This is a genomic window from Nitrospirillum karajorum, from assembly GCF_036348415.1.
GTDB lineage: Bacteria > Pseudomonadota > Alphaproteobacteria > Azospirillales > Azospirillaceae > Nitrospirillum > Nitrospirillum amazonense_B.
The window spans coordinates 1,737,288-1,756,690 of record NZ_JAZBQB010000001.1; the positions used below are offsets into that span (position 1 = coordinate 1,737,288).

General features: G+C 67.1%; 16 protein-coding genes. 10 read left to right on the plus strand and 6 right to left on the minus strand.

All coding sequences use genetic code 11. The features are described from left to right. The first annotated feature begins 76 nt into the window (after positions 1 to 76). The 7 genes from UCD39_RS07615 (at position 77) to UCD39_RS07645 (ending at position 10,361) form a co-directional block, all read left to right on the plus strand. Positions 77 to 2,077, plus strand: a complete 2,001-nt coding sequence (locus tag UCD39_RS07615) for a glycoside hydrolase family 3 protein (protein ID WP_330495425.1) — start codon at positions 77 to 79, stop codon at positions 2,075 to 2,077. Beyond that, positions 2,077 to 2,637 (plus strand): glycoside hydrolase, encoded by a 561-nt coding sequence (locus UCD39_RS07620; RefSeq protein ID WP_330495506.1) that lies wholly within the window; start codon positions 2,077 to 2,079, stop codon positions 2,635 to 2,637. The genes UCD39_RS07615 and UCD39_RS07620 overlap by 1 nt, the downstream gene beginning before the upstream one ends. Then, positions 2,634 to 3,563 carry a glycoside hydrolase family 30 protein gene (locus tag UCD39_RS07625; RefSeq protein ID WP_330495426.1) on the plus strand — a complete coding sequence of 310 codons (930 nt, stop codon included), beginning with the start codon at positions 2,634 to 2,636 and terminating at the stop codon, positions 3,561 to 3,563. The genes UCD39_RS07620 and UCD39_RS07625 overlap by 4 nt, the downstream gene beginning before the upstream one ends. Further along, complete coding sequence (locus UCD39_RS07630; protein ID WP_330495427.1) at positions 3,560 to 4,954, plus strand: DUF1593 domain-containing protein; 1,395 nt, start codon at positions 3,560 to 3,562, stop codon at positions 4,952 to 4,954. Before UCD39_RS07625 ends, UCD39_RS07630 begins: the two co-directional genes overlap by 4 nt. 47 nt (positions 4,955 to 5,001) lie before the next feature. Then, positions 5,002 to 7,221, plus strand: coding sequence for a beta-glucosidase (locus UCD39_RS07635; protein ID WP_330495428.1), 2,220 nt, complete (start codon positions 5,002 to 5,004; stop codon positions 7,219 to 7,221). Between the two features lie 92 nt (positions 7,222 to 7,313). After that, the gene (locus UCD39_RS07640) at positions 7,314 to 8,903 is read left to right on the plus strand and encodes a carboxylesterase/lipase family protein (RefSeq protein WP_330495429.1); all 1,590 of its coding nucleotides are present in this window, start codon (positions 7,314 to 7,316) and stop codon (positions 8,901 to 8,903) included. A gap of 135 nt (positions 8,904 to 9,038) precedes the next feature. After that, positions 9,039 to 10,361, plus strand: coding sequence for a sugar MFS transporter (locus tag UCD39_RS07645; protein WP_330495430.1), 1,323 nt, complete (start codon positions 9,039 to 9,041; stop codon positions 10,359 to 10,361). A gap of 64 nt (positions 10,362 to 10,425) precedes the next feature. Here the strand turns inward: UCD39_RS07645 and UCD39_RS07650 are convergent, their stop codons facing one another. Both UCD39_RS07650 and ruvX read right to left on the minus strand, forming a co-directional pair. After that, positions 10,426 to 11,352, minus strand: a complete 927-nt coding sequence (locus UCD39_RS07650) for an AEC family transporter (RefSeq protein ID WP_330495431.1) — start codon at positions 11,350 to 11,352, stop codon at positions 10,426 to 10,428. Positions 11,353 to 11,358: 6 nt separating this feature from the next. Then, positions 11,359 to 11,922, minus strand: coding sequence for a Holliday junction resolvase RuvX (ruvX, locus tag UCD39_RS07655; protein WP_330495432.1), 564 nt, complete (start codon positions 11,920 to 11,922; stop codon positions 11,359 to 11,361). Between the two features lie 101 nt (positions 11,923 to 12,023). Between ruvX and gatC the strand changes: the two genes are divergently transcribed. Both gatC and gatA read left to right on the plus strand, forming a co-directional pair. Continuing rightward, entirely contained in the window at positions 12,024 to 12,311 is a 288-nt protein-coding gene (gene gatC, locus UCD39_RS07660; protein ID WP_040845375.1) for an Asp-tRNA(Asn)/Glu-tRNA(Gln) amidotransferase subunit GatC, read from the plus strand. Then, on the plus strand, positions 12,311 to 13,795 hold the full coding sequence (gene gatA, locus UCD39_RS07665) for an Asp-tRNA(Asn)/Glu-tRNA(Gln) amidotransferase subunit GatA (RefSeq protein WP_330495433.1): 1,485 nt from the start codon (positions 12,311 to 12,313) through the stop codon (positions 13,793 to 13,795). Before gatC ends, gatA begins: the two co-directional genes overlap by 1 nt. Positions 13,796 to 13,874: 79 nt before the next feature. Here gatA and UCD39_RS07670 read toward each other — a convergent pair whose 3' ends face one another. From UCD39_RS07670 to UCD39_RS07685, 4 genes are all read right to left on the minus strand, one after another. Then, a complete protein-coding gene (locus tag UCD39_RS07670; RefSeq protein ID WP_330495434.1) occupies positions 13,875 to 15,734 on the minus strand; it encodes a DUF3857 domain-containing transglutaminase family protein in 1,860 nt (619 codons plus the stop codon). Between the two features lie 429 nt (positions 15,735 to 16,163). Further along, positions 16,164 to 16,943: a ribonuclease T2 family protein gene (locus UCD39_RS07675; protein WP_330495435.1), complete on the minus strand. Its 780-nt coding sequence runs from the start codon at positions 16,941 to 16,943 to the stop codon at positions 16,164 to 16,166. 151 nt (positions 16,944 to 17,094) lie between these two features. Further along, on the minus strand, positions 17,095 to 17,277 hold the full coding sequence (locus UCD39_RS07680; RefSeq protein WP_330495436.1) for a hypothetical protein: 183 nt from the start codon (positions 17,275 to 17,277) through the stop codon (positions 17,095 to 17,097). Further along, complete coding sequence (locus UCD39_RS07685; protein WP_330495437.1) at positions 17,274 to 17,528, minus strand: hypothetical protein; 255 nt, start codon at positions 17,526 to 17,528, stop codon at positions 17,274 to 17,276. Before UCD39_RS07685 ends, UCD39_RS07680 begins: the two co-directional genes overlap by 4 nt. 694 nt (positions 17,529 to 18,222) lie before the next feature. Here UCD39_RS07685 and UCD39_RS07690 point away from each other — a divergent pair. Continuing rightward, positions 18,223 to 19,401, plus strand: a complete 1,179-nt coding sequence (locus tag UCD39_RS07690) for an efflux RND transporter periplasmic adaptor subunit (protein WP_330495438.1) — start codon at positions 18,223 to 18,225, stop codon at positions 19,399 to 19,401. Positions 19,402 to 19,403 lie beyond the last annotated feature (2 nt).

A 19,403-nucleotide genomic window follows, 5' to 3' on the forward strand; every position in this document is an offset into this window, starting at 1 on the left:
GTGCCGCAGGAGCCTCCTTTCCCCGCGGCACGCCTCTTTTTCCGGTTCGTTTTCAACCGACGGGATGATGAGACCCATGCCCCAGCCGATCCGCCGCCTTACTGCCGTGCTGACCCTGAGCGTGCTGCTGGCCACGCCCGCCGCCATGCCCGCCTGGGGCGGGCCGTCGCAGCCGGTGCTGGGCAGCCGGGTGAAGCCGTTGTTGACGGTGGACGGCCTGTCCTTCCGCGACCTGAACGGCAATGGCGCCCTGGACCCTTACGAGGATTGGCGCCTGCCGGTCGATGCTCGCGTAGCCGACCTCCTGGCCCGCATGACCGTCGAGGAAAAGGCCGGCACCCTGTTGCACGGCACCGTGCCGCCTGAGGGCGGCTTTTCCTTCGCCACCATGCGCGGGCCTTACGACTTTCCGCTGGCCACCCACATGATCCGCGATCTGGGTATCACCACCCTGATCACGCGCCAGGCCACCCCGCCGGCGCAATTGGCGGAACAGGATAATGGCCTGCAGGCGGTGGCGGAGGGCGGGCGCCTGGGCATTCCGCTGACGCTCAGCACCGACCCGCGCAACCATTTCCAGGTGACGGCCGGCGCCAGCCAGCTGTCGGCCGGCTTCTCCCAATGGCCGGAGCCGCTGGGCCTGGGCGCCATCGGCGATCCGGCCCTGGTGCGCCGCTTCGCCGACATCGCCCGTCAGGAATACCGGGCGGTGGGCATCCACCAGACCCTGTCGCCCCAGGCCGACGTGGCGACGGAGCCGCGCTGGTCCCGCATCAACGGCACCTTTGGCGAGGACCCGGCCCTGGATGGCCGTTTGGTGCAGGCCTATATCGAGGGCTTCCAGGGGGGCGGTGACGGCCCCGGCGCCACCGGCGTCTCGGCGGTGGTGAAGCATTGGGTCGGCTACGGTGCCGCGGCGGAGGGCTTCGACAGCCACAACAGCTATGGCCGCTATTCCCTGGTGCGGCCGGCCCATTTCGACCTGCATGTCCTGCCGTTCAAAGGCGCCTTCGCCGCCCACGTCGCCGGCGTCATGCCCACCTATTCCATCCTGAAAGAGATGGTGGTGGACGGCAAGCCGGTGGAGCAGGTGGGCGCGGGCTTCAACCGCTGGCTCCTGACCGACCTGTTGCGCGGCACCTATGGCTTCCAGGGCGTCATCCTGTCCGACTGGGCCATCGCCAACGACTGCAACGATGTTTGCCGCAACGGCTTCCCGGCCGGGGAGCGGCCGACCTTCAAGGATTTCTCCACCGCCTGGGGTGTCGAGGATCTGTCCACCCCCGCCCGTTTCGCCAAGGGGCTGGAGGCCGGCCTGGACCAGTTCGGTGGTGTCGACGATCCGACCCCCCTGCTGGCCGCCGTCAAGCAAGGTTTGGTGACGGAGGCGCGGCTGGACCAGTCGGTGCGCCGCATCCTGGCGCTCAAGTTCCGCCAGGGACTGTTCGAGAATCCCTATGTCGATGCCCAGGCCGCCGCCAAGGTGGTGGGCACCCCGCAGTACCTGGCCGAGGGATTGGCCGCGCAGTCCCGGTCCATGGTCTTGCTGGAAGCGGGCAAAGGCCCCGTGCCGCTCATAGGCCGCAAGGTCTTCCTGCGCGGCGTGTCGACCGAGGCGGCCAAGGCGGCGGGCCTGACGGTGGTGGACGACCCGAAGAAGGCGGAAGTGGCCCTCCTGCGCCTGTCCGCGCCCTTCCAGACCTTGCACCCCAACTACACCTTCGGCAGCCTGCAGCACGAGGGTGACCTGGGCTTCCACGACGGCAACGCGGACTATGAGGCGCTTAAGGCCGTGGCCGCCGCCAAGGTCCCGGCGGTGGTCAGCGTCTACCTGGACCGGCCGGCCATCCTGACCAACATCCGTGACAAGGCTGCCCGCCTGTACGTTGATTTCGGCGTCAGCGACCAGTCCTTCCTGGACGTGGTGACGGGCAAGGCGGCGGCCCAGGGACACCTACCGTTCGAGCTGCCGCGCAGCATGGCGGCGGTGGCCGCCCAGGCGTCGGACGTGCCGCATGACAGCGCGGATCCGCTGTATCCTCTGGGAGCCGGCGGCGCCAAGGCGGGGCCGCGGTGATGATGAACCGGCGGGAGTTGGTGGCTGTCGCCGGCGCGGCCGCCGTCATGGCCGGCGGCCGCGTGGCCCGCGCCGCCGGGCGGGACGGCATCGAATGGCGCTGCACCACCCAGACCGCCGCCTGGGTGGCTTTGCCGGACGCTGGCTGGACCGCTGCCGGCTCCGATCCCTTCGGCCGGGACGTCGAGGTACGGCTGGACCGCCCGCTTCAGACCATGGTGGGGTTCGGCGGCGCCTTCAGTGAAAAGGGCTGGGAAGCCCTACGGACCTTGCCCGAGGCCCAGCGGGCCGCCGTCCTCGACGCCCTGTTCGCGCCGGCGGAGGGCCCCGGGGAGGGCCCGGGGGCGGGGCTGTGCTTCACCTTGTGCCGTACACCAATGGGCGCCAACGACATCGCCCGGGGCTGGTACAGCTATGACGAGGTCGATGGCGACTTCGCGCTCGATCATTTCAGCATCGCCAACGACCATGAGACGCTGATCCCCTTCATCCGCGAGGCGCGGGCCCGCCAGCCGGACCTGCGGCTGTGGGCATCGCCATGGAGCCCCCCACCTGGATGAAGACCAACCGTCACTACGCCATGACACCCGCCTGGCCGGGACAGCCATCCAATGGCCTGAAACCGGATCAGGTCGGAAAGGAGGGGCAGGACTATTTCATCCAGGACGACCGCTATTTCGACGCCTACGCCCGCTACTTCCGCCGCTATGTCGAGGCCTATGCCGAGGCCGGCATTCCCATCGGCACGGTGATGCCCCAGAACGAGTTCAACTCCGCCCAGCCTTTCCCCAGCTGCTGTTGGACGCCCGCCGGCCTGGCCCGCTTCCTTCCCCATCTGGGGCGGGAGATGGAGAAGGTGGGCGTCACCCTCTATTTCGGCACTTTGGAACGGGCCAACGCCGACCTGCTGAGCCGGGTGATGCGCGACCCGGCCGCCGGGCCGCTGATCCGGGGCGTGGGCGTGCAATGGGCGGGCAAGGGGGCGCTGCCGGTGATCGGCGACCGTCACCCCGACCTGGTCATCTGGGGCTCGGAACAGGAATGCGGCACCGGCACCAACGACTGGCACTACGCCCGTTATGGCTGGGAGTTGATGAAGCGCTATCTGCTGAACGGGGCCAGCGCCTGGCAGTACTGGAACATGGTCATGCCCACGGGCGGGATGAGCGGCTGGGGCTGGCCGCAGAACGCCCTGGTGACCGTGGACGGCCCGACGGGCACGGTGCGCTTCAACCCTGATTTCCAGGTGCTGAGACACCTCAGCCACCCTGTGCGACCTGGCGCGCGCCTGCTGCCGGCGGAAAGCTTCACGGGGTTCGAGAACCAATTGGCCTTCCGCAACCCGGACGGCGGGGTGATCATCGTCGTCCAGAACGAGATGGCGGCCCCCCAAGTCATCCGCGTCAAGGTGGGGGAGCGTCTGTTGACGGCCCGCCTGCCGGCCGACAGCTTCAACACCTTCGTCATTCCGGGGAGGTTGTTGTGAGGCTTCTGTCGCTTGTCCTGCTCATCGCCCTCGTGCCTTGGACGGCCACTGCCGCGCCCAAGCCCCGCGTCTTCGTCCTGACGGACATCGCTAATGAGCCGGATGACGAGGAATCCTTCGTCCGCTTCCTGCTGTACACTGACCAGATCGACGTGGCCGGCCTGGCCGCCACCACCTCCACCTGGCAGAAGGACCAGGTGCATCCCGAACGGCTGCGGGAACGCATCGCGGCCTATGGCGAGGTGTTGCCCAACCTGCGCGCCCACGACCCGGCCTATCCCGAGGCAAGCGCGCTGATGGCCCGGGTCACGGCGGGCCCGGCGCTCTATGGCTTGGCGGGCGTGGGGGAGGGGCACGACAGTTCCGCCTCCGCTGCGCTGATCGCGGCCGTGGACGATCCCGATCCCCGGCCACTGTGGGTCACCGTTTGGGGCGGCGCCAACGTGCTGGCCCAGGCCCTGTATCACGTGGGTGCCACCCGCACGCCCGATCAGGTGGCGGCCTTCGTCTCCCGGCTGCGGGTCTATGCCATTTCCGACCAGGACGATAGCGGCCCCTGGATCAGGACGCGCCATCCCCAGCTTTTCTGGATCGGCAGTATCCACGCCTTCAGCCATTACTCCACCGCCACTTGGACCGGCATCTCGGGAGAGGCGTTCTATCAATTCCCAGGACCGGACAGCGCTTCCGTCTCCCATGACTGGATAGACGCCCATATCCGCAAGGGCCCGCTGGGCAGCCTTTATCCGCAGTGGAAATACATCATGGAGGGCGACACCCCGTCCTTCCTGTATCTGGTCGCCAACGGCCTGAACGCGCCGGACCATCCCGATTACGGCGGGTGGGGCGGCCGGTACGGCCTGGCCGCCGACGGGCTGGGCCTGCATACCGACGTCGTCGACACGGCCATTGGCGCCGACGGCCAAGCCCACCGCAGCGCCCAGGCCACGATCTGGCGCTGGCGCCAAGCCTACCAGAACGATTTCGCCGCCCGCATCGGCTGGACCCTGACGCAGGATCGCGCCCAGGCGTCCCATCCGCCACGGGTGGTGGTCAACGGGCAGGGGGGCGACGATCCCGTTGCGGTGACGTTGAGGCCGGGGGCCAGTCTGGCCCTGGACGCCGGCGCTTCCATTAATCCCGATGGCGGTCCGCTGACCTTCCGCTGGTGGCAGTACAAGGAACCCAGCACCTGGCAGGACGCCCTGGTGGTGGTGCCGGAGCTGGTCATCCAGGGGGCTGACGGACCCAAGGCCGTCATCACCGCGCCGACGGCGCCGCCCCTGCTGCCAGGGCCGCAGCGTCTGCACCTGATCCTGGAAGTGACCGGCGGCGGCGCGCTGCCGCTGACCCGCTATCGCCGCGTCATCGTCGACGTGCCGCCCGCATGACCTTTTCTTTTTTTCTTAAGCAAAACAACCTGATGGAAACGCACCTCATGACCGCACGCACCCGCTCCTTGCTGATGGGCACGGCCCTGTCGCTTTCCCTCGCCACCGCCGCGCTGGCCGCCGACGGTGCCCGGCCCTGGATGGACACCAAGCTGTCGCCGGATCAGCGCGCGGACCTGTTGAACAAGGAACTGACGCTGGATGAGCGTATCGGCCTGGTGCATGGGCCCATGGCCATGCCCTTCCTGGGCGCCAAGCTGCCGGAGGGGGCCATCGGTTCCGCCGGCTACATTCCCGGCGTGCCGCGTCTGGGCATCCCCGCCTTGCAGGAAAGCGACGCCAGCCTGGGTGTCGCCAACCCCATGAACGTGCGGCCGGGCGACCCGTCCACGGCCCTGCCGTCCGGCCTGTCGCTCGCGTCGACCTGGAACCCCGACACCGCCTACAAGGGTGGCGCCATGATCGGCCAGGAGGCGCACGCCAAGGGCCTGAACGTCCTGCTGGCCGGCGGCGTCAATCTGGCGCGCGACCCGCGCAACGGCCGCAACTTCGAATATCTGGGCGAGGACCCGCTGCTGGCCGGCACCCTGGGCGGGGAGTCCATCCGGGGCATCCAGGACCAGAACGTCGTTTCCACCATCAAGCATTTCGCGGTGAACGACCAGGAAACCCAGCGCATGACCCTGGACGTCAAGATCGGCGAGGCGGCGGCGCGCGAAAGCGACCTGCTGGCCTTCCAGATCGCCATCGAGAAGGGCAAGCCCGGCTCCGTCATGTGCGCCTACAACAAGGTCAACGGCGCCTACGCCTGCGACAACCCCTTCCTGCTGAACAAGGTGCTGAAGACCGACTGGGCCTATCCCGGCTGGGTTATGTCCGACTGGGGGGCGGTCCATGGCATCGAGGCGGCGGTGAACGGCCTGGACCAGGAATCGGGGGAACAGATCGACGTCATGCTGAGCCCCAATGGCAAGGTGTGGTTCAGTGAGCCGCTGAAGGCCGCCATCCAGGACAAGACCGTGCCGGCGGAGCGCCTGTCCGACATGACCCGGCGCATCCTGCGCTCCATGTTCGCGGCCGGGCTGTTCGACAAGCCGGCGGCCAAGGCGCCCATCGACTTCGATGCCCACGCCCAGGTGACCAAGGCGGCGGGGACGGAGGGCATCGTCCTGCTGAAGAACAAGGCTGACCTTCTGCCCCTGGCCGCGCAAGGCAAGACCATCACGGTCATCGCCGGCTTCGCCAATGTGGGCGTTCTGTCGGGTGGCGGGTCGTCGCAGGTGGTGTCCGATGCCGGCCCCGGCGCCAGCATCCCCCTGGGCGGCGACGGCATGATGGGCGCCTTCCGCACCGTGGTCTATCACGCGTCCTCGCCCCTCAAGGCCATCCGCGCCAAGGCGGGCGAGAAGCAGGTGCGCTTCACCGATGGCGCCTACCCGGCGGAAGCGGCCGCCCTGGCGAAGACCACGGACGTGGCCATCGTCTTCGCCACGCAGTGGATGAGCGAGGGGGCCGACGCGCCGGACCTCAGCCTGCCCAATGGCCAGGACGCACTGATCGCCGCCGTGGCCGCCGCCAACCCCAACACCATCGTGGTGCTGGAGACGGGCGGGCCGGTGCATATGCCCTGGCTGGACAAGGTGGCCGGCGTGGTGGAGGCCTGGTATCCCGGCAGCCGGGGCGGTGAGGCCATCGCCGACATCCTGTTCGGTGACGCCAATCCCTCCGGTCGCCTGCCCATCACCTTCCCGGCGAGCGACGCCCAGTTGCTGCGCAAGGACATTCCCGGCGCCGACAAGCCGGAGTTCAGCCCGGCGGAGATCACCTATACCGAGGGCGCCGACGTCGGCTACCGCCACTATGCCAAGACGGGGGCCAAGCCCCTGTTCCCCTTCGGCTACGGTCTCAGCTACAGCCACTTCGCCTACAGCGATGTGAAGGTCACGGGCGGCGACACCCTGACCGTCAGCTTCGAGGTGGCCAACACCGGCAAGCGCGCCGGGCAGGATGTGCCCCAGGTCTACCTGACCGATGCCGCCGGCACCAAGACGCAGCGGCTGATCGGCTGGTCCAAGGTGTCGCTGGCGCCCGGCGAGAAAAAGCGCGTGACCGTCACCGCCGATACCCGCCTGCTGGGCAGCTTCGATGAAGGTGCCCATGCTTGGCAGGTGAAGGCCGGTGAGTACCAGGTTGCCGTCGGCGCATCGGCCACGGATCTGACGCTGAAGGGCGGTGCCGCCGTAACCGCGTCCACACGGCGGCCATAAGCCCTCCTGGAACCTCGGGTTGCCGCCGGCGTCGGTTATTCCTGACGCTGGCGCCCTGGGCTGATGGCTATGATCCTGACAAGGGGAATGTGATGTTGAAGATGATAAGGCGGTTGATGGGCGGCGCCACGGTGGCGCTGCTGCTATCCGGGCCGGCCCTGGCGGCTGAGGCGCCGGTGGCCCAGGTGGAACAGGGCAAGGTGTCCGGCGTGGTCACGGACGGGGTCGCGGCGTTCAAGGGCATACCTTTCGCCGCCCCGCCAGTGGGCACCCTGCGCTGGCGGCCGCCTCAGCCCGCCGCCGCCTGGACGGGCGTGCGCTCCGGCGCGCAATATGGCGCCGATTGCATGCAGAAGCCCTTGCCGGGCGATGCCGCCCCGCTGGGCGTGGCGCCGGCGGAGGATTGCCTGTACCTGAACGTCTGGGCGCCGGCGGACACGGCCACCAAGCCGGCGGCCAAGCGCCCGGTGATGGTGTGGATTTATGGCGGCGGCTTCGTCAACGGTGGCAGTTCACCCGCCGTCTATGACGGGTCCAACTTCGCCCGGGACGGCGTGGTGCTGGTCAGCTTCAACTACCGCGTCGGCCGCTTCGGCTTCTTCGCCCACCCCGCCTTGACGGCGGAGGCGGGCCAGGGCCCCACCGGCAATTTCGGCTATCTGGATCAGCTGGCCGCCCTGAACTGGGTGAAGCGCAACATCGCCGCCTTTGGCGGCGATCCGGACAATGTCACCGTCTTCGGCGAATCCGCCGGAGGCGTCTCGGTGCACATGCTGCTGACCTCTCCCTTGGCCAAGGGCTTGTTCAACCGGGGCATCATCCAGTCGGGCGCGGGGCGCGAGCGCCTGTTGCCGACCCCGCCGGTGCATGCTGAGGGCGACGCGCCCTCCGGTGAAAAGGCGGGGGTGGCCTACGCCGCCCAGCATGGCATCAGCGACACGGGGGCGTCCGGCCTCGCGGCGCTGCGGGCCTTGCCGGCGGACACCGTGGTGGATGGCCTCAACATGGCCACCATGAACACCCCGACCTATGCAGGCCCCATGGTCGATGGCGCGGTGGTGCAGTATGCCGCCCCGGTCCTGGCCTATGCGGCGGGGAAGGGGGCCGACGTCCCGGTGATGGTGGGCGCCACCGGGGCCGATGGCTTCTTCTTCGGTGGCACGCTGGACAGCATCCTGGCCCCCTTCGGCGCCGAGCGCGACCAGGCCCTGGCGTTGCTGGACCCTGACGGCACGCGCGACGTGAAGCTGATCGGGCACCGGGCCGCCGGTGCGGCCATGTTCATCGAGCCCGCGCGCTACACCGCGCGCCTGCTGTCGGCCCATAAGTCGCCCGTGTATCTTTTCCGCTATTCCTACGTGGCGGAGAGCATGCGCAAGGAATGGTGGGGCACCCCGCACGCGACGGAAATCCCCTTTGTCTTCGATACCGTCAAGGCGCGCTATGGTGACGCCCTGACGGTTGCGGACGCCGCCGCCGCCAAGGCCGCGCACGCCTATTGGGTGGCCTTCGCCAAGACCGGCAAGCCCGATCCGGCCGGCCTGCCCGCTTGGGCCCCCTTCAAGGCGGGCAAGGACGAGCGCCTGATGGAGTTCGGCGCCAAGGGCCCGGTGCTGGAGGAGGACCCGCTCAAGGCGCGGCTGGATTTGGTGGAAAAAGTCGCGGAACAAAAGAGCAAATGATTATTGTGCGTTGCGAAAAATTTCTTTTCGCAACGCAATAAAATAGGAATGTGTCGTAATAGGCATTGAACCCGGGCCCGGTGGATGTCAAACCCCTCGGGCCCGGACTTACTATACCGACTGGACGAACGATCGATGTCGACCGCATCCGCCCACAATAAATCCATGACGTCGCTGGCCCCGATCGTCGTCATGCTGTTTTTCGCCTGGGGCTTCGCCACGTCCATCGTGGACGCCGTGATCCCCAAGCTGAAGGAACAGTTCTCGCTGAACTACACCGAGGCGATGCTGGTGCAGTTCGCCTTCTTCCTGGCGTACTTCGTCGTGTCGGTTCCGGCGGGCGCCCTGCTGGCGCGCCTGGGCTATCTGCGCGGCATCGTGGCCGGCCTCAGCATCATGACCCTGGGCTGCCTGCTGTTCGTGCCGGCTTCCAGCATGGGCCTGTTCGGCGCCTTCCTGCTGGCGCTGTTCGTCATGGCGGGCGGCATCACCGTCCTGCAGGTGGCCGCCAACCCGCTGATGTCCCTGCTGGGCCGGCCGGAGACGGCGTCCAGCCGCCTGAACCTGGCCCAGGCCTTCAACTCCTTCGGCACCACCATCGGCCCCATCCTCGGTTCCGTCTTCATCCTGTCCAAGGCGGCGGATGGGGACGCCAGCGCGCGCGGCGTGCATGTGCCTTTCCTGATGATCGCGGGCCTGCTGATCGTCCTGGCCGTGCTGTTCTGGTTCTTGCGCGGGCGTGAAGGGGCCGCCACCGACCAGCAGTCGGGCAGCAGCGGCCTCAGCCTGAAAGTGCTGCGCCACAGCCAACTCGCCCTGGGTGTCGTGTCCATCTTCGTCTATGTCGGGGCCGAGGTGTCCATCGGCAGCGCCATGGTCAACTACCTGATCCTGGATCGCACGCGGGACGCGGCATCCGAATTGGGCACCTGGTTCGCTGGCCTGATGCACCTGCATGATGTGTTGAACACGCCGGAATCCAAGGCGGCCGTGCTGGTCAGCCTGTATTGGGGCGGTGCCATGGTCGGCCGCTTCATCGGTTCCGTCGTCCTGCGTTTCGCCCGTCCCGGCATCGTGCTCATGGCCTGCTCGCTGGCCGCCGCCCTGCTGGTCAGCCTGTCCATGGCCAGCAGCGGGACGATGGCGATGGTCACCATCCTGTCGGTGGGCCTGTGCAACTCCATCATGTTCCCCACCATCTTCACCATCGCCATCGACGGCCTGGAGGAGGAGACGCCGCAGGGGGCGGGCATGCTGTGCCTGGCCATCTTCGGCGGCGCCGTGGTGCCCATGATCACCGGCAAGGTCGCGGACATGACCAGCTTGGTGCTGGCCTTCATCGTGCCCGTGGCCTGCTACCTCATCATCGGCGGCTATGGCCTGCTGACGGGCCTGCACCTGCTGTCGGGCAAGCCCGCCGCCAAGGGCAGTGCGCCCCGCGCAGTGTCTATGCACTAAGGCACGAAAGCATCGGTGAAAGAGTTCGGCGGCGCGGGGGTGATCTCGCGCCGCCGTTGTTTTTTCAACCGGCCGCCAGTGCCAGCACGACGGGCAGGGTTACGGCCGCCGCCAGGGTCTGCACGGTGATGATGCCCGCCATCAGCGGCGCGTCGCCGCCCATCTGGCGGGCCAGGACGTAGGCGCTGACGGAGGTGGGCAGCGCGTTGTACAGCACCACGGCGGTGAAGGCGCTGCCCTCCACCCCCAACGCCCTGGCCAGCAGGGCGGTGACCAGCGGCAGGATCGCCAGCCGCGCGACGCTGCTGATCGCCACCGCCACCTTGGCGCCCCGGATGGCGGAAAAGCCCAGGCCAGCCCCCACGGCCAGCAGGCCCAAGGGCAGGCTGGCCTGGCCCAGCACGGCCATGACGGGTGACACCACCGGGACCTGGCGGATACCCGCCAAGTTCAGCGCGGCGCCGGCGATGACGGAACAGACCAGCGGGTTGCTCAGGATCTGCCACAGGATGCGCAGGGGGCGTCCCCTCATGCCGGCGGGCACGTCGCCGTGGCGCTGCATCACCAGGATGCTGAGCACGTTCACCATCGGCATGCAGAACAGCACACCGATGGCCATCAGGGCCGTGCCGTGGGGACCCAGCAGGGCGGCGCCCAGGGCCATGGCCACATAGGTGTTGACCCGCACGGCCCCCTGGAACACCGAGGTGTAAGCCGGGTCGCTGCCCGACAGCCGCCGGCAGGTCAGCTGCAGGGCCAGGCTGACCAGCAGGATGCCCCCGACCAAGGCGCCTCCCATGGCCCAGATGTCCATGCCCGACAGGTCGGTCTTGGCTGTGCTGTCGATCAGCAGGGCCGGGAACAGCAGGTAATAGATCAGCCGTTCCGCCGCGCCCCAGAAGGCGGCGTCGATCAGCTTGAACCGCCGGAGGGCGAAACCGATCGCAATCAGCAGGAAGGTGGGCGCCAGTGCCGTCAGAACCTGCAGCATGCCTGGTCAGTCATCCCGGCCGATATCTTCAAGGTCATCATCATGGTCGCCTCCGGCCTCATCCTCCGCCGCCAGCGCGGCGCGCGCGGCCTGGGCCACCAGATAGTCCAGCGCACCCTGAAGGATGTAGGCCGCGGCCATGCGGTCGACCACCTCGTCCCGGCGTTTGCGGGTCATGTCCCATTCGATCATCATGCGGCTGACGGCCGAGGTGGACAGGCGCTCGTCCCAGAAGGCGATGTCCGGCACCGTGCCGCCCAGCAGGTGGGGCTGCTCGATCAGGTTCTGGGCGAAGCTGCGGGCGGACTGGGCCGCCGGGCCGTCGCTGCCGTCCATGTTGCGGGGCAGGCCGATGACGAAGCCGGCGACGTTGCGGCCGCGCAGTTCCTTGGCCAGGTCTTGCACGTCCGTCGTGAACTTGCGCCGCGTGATCGTGCCCACGGGCGAAGCCACCGTCAGGCCGGGATCGGAGATCGCCATGCCGATGGTTTTGGAGCCCAAATCCAGGCCCATCAGCCGCCCGCCGGGGGGCAAGTGGGCCTTGAGTTCCCTGAGGTTGCGGATCGCCATACCGGGTGTTACCTTCCGCGCCGCCCGGGGGCCGGCGGCATACGACACGCCGCCTGCCATCGCCCCCGAGGCTCCTTATTTCGAAGGAGAGACTTAGCACCATGTCCCTCGACAAGGCCACCGTGGCGAAGATCGCGCATCTCGCCCGCATCAAGGTCCCGGACTCCGATCTGGAGCAACTGGCCGGCGAACTCAACACCATCATGCACTGGGTGGAAATGTTGGGCGAGGTGGACACCCAAAACGTGGAACCGATGACCAGCGTGGTCGCGGCCAACCTGCGCCGCCGCCCCGACGCCGTGACCGACGGCGGTTATCCGGAAAAGGTGGTCGCCAACGCCACCGACGCCACCGAGAATTTCTTTTCCGTGCCCAAGGTTGTCGAGTGATGACGAAGCTGACCCACCTGACCATGGCCGACGCCTTGGCCGGCCTGGCCGCCAAGGAGTTCACCGCCGTCGAACTGACCCAGGCCCACCTGGACGCCATGGCGGCGACCAAGGAGCTGAACGCCTACATCGTCGAGACGCCGGACGTGGCGCTGAAGCAGGCGGCGGACGCCGACGCCCGCTACGCCAAGGGCGAACAGCGCGCCCTGGACGGCCTCCCCCTGGGCATCAAGGACCTGTTCTGCACCGAGGGCGTGCAGACCACGGCAGCCAGCCACATCCTGGACGGCTTCGTCCCCCCGTATGAAAGCACGGTCACCAGCCAGCTTTTCCGTGACGGCGCCGTCATGCTGGGCAAGCTGAACCTGGACGAATTCGCCATGGGCTCGGCCAACATCACCAGCCACTACGGCCCGGTGATCAGCCCGTGGTCGCCCAAGGACGAAGCCGGCAACTTCACCCGCAAGCTGGTGCCCGGCGGTTCCTCAGGCGGCTCGGCCGCCGCCGTGGCGGCGCGCCTGGCGCTGGGCGCCACCGGCACCGATACCGGCGGTTCCATCCGCCAGCCCGCCAGCTTCGTCGGCATCGTCGGTATCAAGCCGACCTATGGCCGCTGCTCGCGCTGGGGCATCGTCGCCTTCGCCTCGTCCCTGGATCAGGCGGGCCCCATGACCCGCACGGTGAAGGACGCGGCCCTGATGCTGCGCTCCATGGCCGGCTACGACCCCAAGGACAGCACCTCCATTGACCTGCCCGTGCCGGACTATGCCGCCGCGCTGACCGGTGACATCCGCGGCCTGCGCGTGGGCATTCCCAAGGAATACCGCGTCGACGGCATGCCGGCCGAGATCGAGAAGCTGTGGCAGCAGGGCATCGAATGGCTTAAGGCCGCCGGCGCCACGCCGGTGGAGATCAGCCTGCCGCACACCAAGTACGCCCTGCCGGCCTACTACATCGTGGCCCCGGCCGAGGCCTCCTCCAACCTGGCCCGGTATGACGGCGTGCGCTTCGGTCTGCGCGTCGAGGGTAAGGACCTGAAGGAGATGTACGAGAACACCCGCGCCGAGGGCTTCGGCGCCGAGGTGAAGCGCCGCATCATGATCGGCACCTATGTGCTGTCGGCCGGCTACTACGACGCCTATTACCTGAAGGCGCAGAAGGTGCGGGCCCGCATCGCCGAAGACTTCACCAAGGCCTATGAGCAGTGCGACGTCATCCTGACGCCCACCGCCCCGTCGGCCGCCTTCGGCATCGGCGAGAAGATGGACGACCCCATCGCCATGTACCTGAACGACGTCTTCACGGTGCCGGCCAACCTGGCGGGCCTGCCCGGCCTTTCCGTGCCGGCGGGCCTGAGCGGCGAGGGTCTGCCCCTGGGCCTGCAGGTGCTGGGCCGTCCGTTCGATGAGGCCACCGTGCTGAAGGTGGGCCACGTCATCGAACAGGCCGCCGGCCCGCAGCCGCTCCCGCCGCTGGTGTCGTAAAGGCTGTTCCGGTCCCGGAATGATAAAAGGCGGCGTCCTCGCGGGCGCCGCCTTTTTCAATGGGATGCTCTGCCCCGACTCAATGACCGGTGGTGTTGACCGGCATGAGCGAAATCGTCGCCCGCTGATCGGCGGCGATGGCCAGCAGGGCCTTGGCTGCGGACTTGCGCACGTCACCGGTGCATAGGGCCTGATCGACATGGGTGTCAAAGGTGCGGCGGACCGTCACCACCTGCCCCTTCTGCGACCACTGGCTGACATATTTCAGATGGTCGTCGGCGATGGTGGCGTTGCCGGGCAGCTTGGTCACCGTGTATCCGGCCGGCAACTCCAGCGACCGGGTTTCCTCCATATGGCCGGTGTAGCAGGGGGTGGGTTCGGTATCCTTCATTCGGGGGACATTGAGGTAGCCCATCAGAAAGTCCCCAGCCGGCAGAACGACCTGCAAGCCGTTGGGTGGCGTGAAGCCGGCGCCCGTCAGCATTTCCGGCTTGGGGTCAGCGGTGTAAGTGCCGCTAATACGATAGCTCGGCGTCAAATCCAGTGGTGATTGATCGGTGGTGAATGTTCCACTTCCCGGGAACCCCCACGCTTGAAGGTATGTTGCCGCCAATCGGTCTGGGCCTTCGGCCTGTATCTCCTGGGCGGTGCCGCGAAGGTTTAGGCCGAAGGCGCCGTTTCCCTCAGCGGTCATTGTCCCCGTAATGGCGCCACTGGCATCCATCTTCGCAGATGCGACGGCTATCAGAGAAGAGCCCGCCGGCAAGACCGGTACCTGACGAACCGCGCCGCCATTTGAGACGACATGCAGGACCGGTTTGCCGTATTCGGGGAACGGCAGGACGCCGAAGGGGGCGACCATGGCGGTGGTGTCGACGTAGAGATGGAAGTCCGGCAACCAACTGATCACATGGTCGAATTGGGCGAAGGTGGGGGCTGTTGGCAGGCTGTAGCCACTGCCGCTGTTGATCAGCACCAATTCACTGGCGACACCCTTGGCCTTCAGCAGGGCGCCGAACAGGGCGGCGTGGTCCTTGCAGTCACCATAGCCATTAGTCAAGACGGTTTCCGCCGCGTGGGGAATGATCCCGCTTCTGCCGAATTCCAACCCCACGTACCGTATGTGAGTGCTGACCCAGGTGTACAGCTTCTCGGCTTGCTGCCGCTTATCGGTAACGCCGGCGGTGATCTCATCGGCCTTGGCCTGTATCTTCGGCGTGACGATTTCGGCCGCTGCCGTTTCCGCCGCGTAAGCCTTGGCCAGGCTGTCATAGTCCTTGAACGTGGACACGAAGAAGCGTGTCCCCCTATCCTTCTGGGAAACCGCCGCCACATCCTCCGTCAGCGGATCGGGGTTGCTGTATTGCCAGCGATAGAGAATGCGGTCGCCCGCCGTCTCCTGGGTGATGGAGATGCCATGCGCCTCTATGGTCAGGGGCATGTCCCGGGGCAGGGAGATCGTGGCCCGCTCATCCCGCACCAGCCAGGTGCGCGGGAAGGTTACATTGTCCATGAACTGGCCCTTGAAGAAGGGCACCTTGATATGGTGTCGCGCCGTATAGGCGACCGTATCCCCGGCCGCGACGTCGGGGAAGATGATGGTCTTCATTTTCATATCGCTGAAGAGCGGCACATTGGCGGCGCCCTGGGGCGCCTGCGTCAGGATGGCGCTCAAATCGACGGGCAACTTACGGCCGTCGGCCTTCAGGGTGTAGGCGTCGACGATATCCAGATCTTCAAGATTTTCACTATAGACTTCATTCATTTGCCCAATGTTATGGGCGGCGGCGGTGGTCTTCGCCAACAGTTCCAGATGACCGGTCTTGGTATAAGTGCCGTCACGGTCGACCACGATTTCGGCGCTGGATTCTTTCCACTCGATGGGTTTGTCCGCCGCATGGGCCGACAGCGGCGTCCCCATGGTGCCCGCCAGCAGCACCCATATCACCCTTCTAGAAGTGCCCATGCCTGTTCTTTCTGGTTGGAATTGTAGATGTGAAATTAACAGACTATTTATTACGCTAATACGAAATTAAATATACCTTCTGACATGAAGGCAAATTGGTTTTATAAATTTGAACGGCCAGAATGTCGCAGCCCAGGGGAACCGCGCCGGACTGCTGGGCCCAGATGGCTGGGCGATGATTTCCTGCAAAGAAAAAAGGCCTTCGGACCCCCGGCGCGCGTCAAGGACGACGCCGTAGGCTCATGCCCAGGTCAACGCTGAACGCGACGATGAAGATCTCGACAACGTGCCGAGCGAGGGCATTGCCGTGGACATTCTCAAAACTGTCGATGCCGGCGCATAGAGCGGCCATGGTCAGGCCCGAGAATACTGACCATCCAAGCTATGCCAACGTCGGCCGGCTCACTTGAATCCCGCCACTTTCAGCGCCTCATCCGGGTTGCCCTTGTCGCAGCGGCCGGCCTGGTCGGCGGGGCTGTCGGTCAGGTGGGCGGCGTCCAGGGCGGTGGTGCCGTCGTCGGCCGCCTTGAGGGTGAAGGTGATCTGGGTCAGGAAGGCGGCCTTGCCCGTGCCCAGCACGGCGGACTGGCGCGCGGCCTCGCCGAAGTCGGCCGCCAGCGCGTCGCACAGGGCCTTGCGCGTGACGCTCTTGCCCGTGGCATTGGCCAGCAGGGTGCCGGCCTTGCTGCTGCCCAGGGTCTTCACCATCGTGCCAGCCTGGGCGTAATACTGATCGGCGCTGAGGCCGCTGCAATAGCCGTGCTTCTGCCACTCATGCAGCGTCAGGCCGGAGGCGATGCCCGGCATGACCTCCGCCAAGGTGCTCTGCACCGTGGGCGACAGGGGCGGCAACACGCGGTCCTTCCACGTCGGGTCGTTGTCCTTCGCGGAGAGGGAGCAGGCGCTGCTCCATTGCGGCCACAGGCCGTGCAGGGTCAGGTGGGTGGCGCCGAAGCTGGTGGCGCGGTCGCCCGCCGCGCACTCCGGATGACCATCGCCATGCAGGTAGCAGAACTCCGGCTCCCAACTCAGCACCAGCATGTAGGTGTGATGGCCGGGTGTCTGCTTGTCCGCCGGAATGGAAGGCGAGTCCGCCGCCAGGGCGGGGCCGCCGGTCAGGAGGGTGGCCATAAGGGTGGCCACCAGGGCAGCCATGGCGGTTTGCTGAACACCCTTGCGCATCGCGTGTATCCCCCATTCGGTTCGCCCCCATGGAGTGTGGGACAAAGCCGCCGCCGTCAAGAGCGAAATGGTCCAAATGGGGAACACGGAAGCGATAGGGGCCCTGGCCACAGCGATCCCCACGGCCAGCCCAGCGATCACTCCGGGCTTGCTAGGTCCGTCTGAATAGGCTGGCCAGGAACTGCAGCAGGAATAGGAACACGCCGATGCCGACGATGATGCGCAACGCCTCTGCCAGGATCGGGGGCAGGATGGTCATGGCCAGGTCCACCAGCATGATGATCAGCAGCAGGCTGAGAATGGCGTAAAGGATGGAACGAAGGGGGGCGTTCATGGCGCGATCTCTTTCGGCAGTGAACCAGGACGGGTTGAGCCAGGGCCGGTTTCTGCTCGGCCACCTGTTGGGCCGGCGCGTCGGATCACGGCCGCGGCCGCTTGGCCGAGAAACGCGACGAAGACCAAGCCCGCCAGCAGTGGTGGCAGGGCGCCGACCACCGGCGGCAGAACCTGCATCGCCAGGTCCGTCAGGGGAACCAGCAACAGCAGAACGACGGTGACCGACAGCAGCTTATGCAGGGCGTTCAACACCGACGACCTCAGACGTTCTGTGACGGGCCTTGGCGGCCCACCCCGTGATCCGTTCGGACGGTTTCAAAATCCGTTCCCGGGTAACGAAATCGGGAAATAGCGGGGTCGGTTTCACCGTCAACCGGAAGGCCGGCCAAAGCGCTAGGAAGGGCGCCGGAATGCCTATCCGCGACATCCGATCCACCTCCGCCGGGCAATCGGCGTATCGGCAGGGTGGATGACCAAAGAGGGGGGGCACAGCGGAGGTGGGCCCCCCTCCGCCGTTGGTGATAGGTCCATGCGGCAAATGGCGCGGCCCGCGACCCTTGGTGCGTCTGCGACTGAACGCTGGTCGGCGTTCCGTCGGCGCTGGGGACCTTATCGCAAGGGAAAACGGCATCATCGCGGCGCGAAAGCCGTAACATTACAGTCAAATTTTTCCGGCAATGGTTGCCCTGCTGGGAAAATTCCTCAGCAAGCCAATAATTCGCCGCCCGCCTGCGCTGAAATAGCCCATTGCCACTTTCCGCCAAAGGTGCGATTTCGCGCTTCCTTGTTTTTGCGGTGCAATGCACGGGTGCGTCATCGCGCCACGGTTTCTTAACCTTGACCCGTGCGGCGCCAAACGGCGTGTGGAGTGTAGAGGGTGCGTTTTCGCCGCTTTCTTTCCGGTTCGGGCCATGGGCTGCAGTGGTTGGGGGCTACCCTTCTTATGGTCGCCGTGGTCGCCATGATCGTGATCCGCGAGAGTGACGTGACGCCTGCCGTGGCGGCGGCGCCCCCACAGGCCGATCCCGCCCCCGGCACCTTCCAGGTGACACCGGGCCAGTGGGCGACGCTGGGGACGGAGGCCGTGACCCCGCACCCCTTCCAGACCCATATCGACACCGATGGCCGGGTGGCGGCCAATGACGAGGCGACCACCCCGGTCTATTCCCCGGTCACCGGCCAGGTGGGTACCGTCATGGCGCGGGTGGGCGATCATGTGGCCAAGGACGCGGTCCTGATGACCGTGGAGGCCGCCGACATCGCCCAGGGCCGCAGCGATCTGGCCAGCGCCGCCTCGGCGGTCGCGGCGGCCGATGCCCAGCTTCGCCAGGCCCGCGCGACGGAGCAGCGCCAGCATGACCTCTACCAGGCCGATGGCGGCGCCCTGAAGGATTGGCAGCAGTCGCAGGCAGATCTGGTGACGGCGGAAACGGCGGCGCGCACGGCGCATGCCGCCCTGGCCGCGGTGCGGGACCGCCTGCGGGTGCTGGGCCGTACGCCGCAAGAGATCGCGGCGCTGGCGAACGACGGCGCCGCCCTCGCGCCCACGCCCGTGCGGGCACCCATCGCCGGCACCGTGCTTCAGCGCCAGGTGGCCCCGGGCCAGTATGTCAATGGCGCCGCCAGTGGTGGCGCCGTGGCCTTCACCATCGCCGACCTGTCCACTGTCTGGTTGCTGGCCAATGTGCGCGAGGCCGACGCGCCGGCCGTGGTGGTGGGGCAGGAGGTCGAGGCGCGGGTGCCCGCCTATCCAGCGCGGGTGTTTCGCGGGCATGTGACGGCGGTGGCGCCGGCCCTGGATCCCGCGACCCGGCGCCTGGCGGCGCGGGTCACCCTGGACAATGCCGATGGCGCCCTGAAGCCGGAGATGATGGCCGTGGTCCGTCTGCTGTCCTCGCCGGCCGCGCCCGTCCTGGCCGTGCCCGAACGGGCGGTGATCCATGAGGGGGACGACGCCCGCGTCTGGGTGGCCGATGCCGCCCACCACACCCTGGCCCTGCGCACCGTCACGCTGGGGCGGCAGCAGGACGGTTTGGTGGAGGTGCTGAACGGCCTGAAGGCGGGGGACAGCGTGGTGACCAAGGGCGCCCTGTTCATCGATCGCGCGGCGCAGGGCGACTGACA